This is a genomic window from Mogibacterium kristiansenii, from assembly GCF_009695905.1.
Taxonomy (GTDB): domain Bacteria; phylum Bacillota; class Clostridia; order Peptostreptococcales; family Anaerovoracaceae; genus Mogibacterium_A; species Mogibacterium_A kristiansenii.
Genome location: NZ_VUNA01000038.1, coordinates 1 through 1,811, shown reverse-complemented (window position 1 = coordinate 1,811; position 1,811 = coordinate 1). Strand labels below are relative to the sequence as shown.

The following is a 1,811-nucleotide window of genomic DNA, read 5'->3' as shown; positions in this document are numbered from 1 at the left end:
AGGCGATGGTGGAGAATAAGGGATTCGAACCCTTGACCCCCTGCATGCAAGGCAGGTGCTCTCCCAACTGAGCTAATTCCCCGCAAAACTCATAGTACAGAACTCAGTCTCCTTAGAAAGGAGGTGATCCAGCCGCACCTTCCGATACGGCTACCTTGTTACGACTTCACCCCAGTCATCGGTTTTGCCTTAGGTAAACTATTTATTGTCCAACTTTGGGCACCCCCAACTTCCATGGTGTGACGGGCGGTGTGTACAAGACCCGGGAACGCATTCACCGCAGCATTCTGATCTGCGATTACTAGCAACTCCAACTTCATGTAGGCGAGTTTCAGCCTACAATCCGAACTGGGATCGGTTTTGGTGATTTGCTCCCCCTCACAGGTTTGCCTCTCATTGTACCGACCATTGTAGCACGTGTGTAGCCCAGAACATAAGGGGCATGATGATTTGACGTCATCCCCACCTTCCTCCGAGTTAACCTCGGCAGTCTCGCCAGAGTCCTCAACTGAATGTTAGTAACTGACGACAAGGGTTGCGCTCGTTGCGGGACTTAACCCAACATCTCACGACACGAGCTGACGACAACCATGCACCACCTGTCACCGATGCTCCGTAGAGAAGTTCCGGTTAAGGAACGGTCATCGGGATGTCAAGCCCTGGTAAGGTTCTTCGCGTTGCTTCGAATTAAACCACATGCTCCGCTGCTTGTGCGGGTCCCCGTCAATTCCTTTGAGTTTTACTCTTGCGAGCGTACTCCCCAGGCGGAGCACTTATTGCGTTAACTGCGACACTGATCCCTTCGGGACCAACATCTAGTGCTCATCGTTTACGGCGTGGACTACCAGGGTATCTAATCCTGTTTGCTCCCCACGCTTTCGTGCCTCAGTGTCAGTTACAGTCCAGAAAGCCGCCTTCGCCGCTGGTGTTCCTCCTAATATCTACGCATTTCACCGCTACACTAGGAATTCCGCTTTCCCCTCCTGCACTCAAGTAGTCCAGTTCGCAAGGCGAGATGCAGTTGAGCTGCACGCTTAAACCTTACGCTTAGATAACCACCTACGCACTCTTTACGCCCAATAATTCCGGATAACGCTTGCCCCCTACGTATTACCGCGGCTGCTGGCACGTAGTTAGCCGGGGCTTTCTCCTTAGGTACCGTCACTTTCTTCTTCCCTAAGAACAGAAGTTTACAACCCGAAGGCCTTCATCCTTCACGCGGCGTTGCTGCATCAGGCTTTCGCCCATTGTGCAAGATTCCCTACTGCTGCCTTCCGTAGAAGTTTGGACCGTGTCTCAGTTCCAATGTGGCCGATCACCCTCTCAGGTCGGCTACTGATCGTCACCTTGGTGGGCCGTTACCTCACCAACTAGTTAATCAGACGCAGGCCCATCCCTGACCGATAAATCTTTGGCCGATGAAACATGTGTTCCTTCGGCATTATGAGGTTTTAATCATCGTTTCCAATGGCTATCCCTCTGTCAGGGGCAGGTTGCCTACGCGTTACTCACCCGTCCGCCGCTGTCCTTTTCCAAAATCAACCGAAGTGTCATTTGAAAAATTCTCGCTCGACTTGCATGTATTAGGCACGCCGCCAGCGTTCATCCTGAGCCAGGATCAAACTCTTTATAAAATAGTATCTGTTCAGCTTTCGCTGCTCAAATCAATCCTGATTTAAGATGACGCGTTCGCGTCTCGACTCGTTTCCGAATCATTATTGTTTGTGTTTAGAATTGTACAGGGACATCCGATTACAGTGTATGACTTAAAGTCATTTGTACATCGTTTGTCTCTTATACTGATCTTAGAC

Annotated in this window: 1 tRNA gene and 1 rRNA gene; both read right to left on the bottom strand. The window is 50.6% G+C overall.

What is annotated here, in order from left to right:
* Positions 1 to 6: 6 nt before the first annotated feature.
* A tRNA-Ala gene (locus tag FYJ65_RS09430) sits at positions 7 to 82 on the bottom strand.
* Between the two features lie 34 nt (positions 83 to 116).
* Positions 117 to 1,634, bottom strand: a 16S ribosomal RNA gene (locus FYJ65_RS09425).
* Between the last annotated feature and the right edge of the window lie 177 nt (positions 1,635 to 1,811).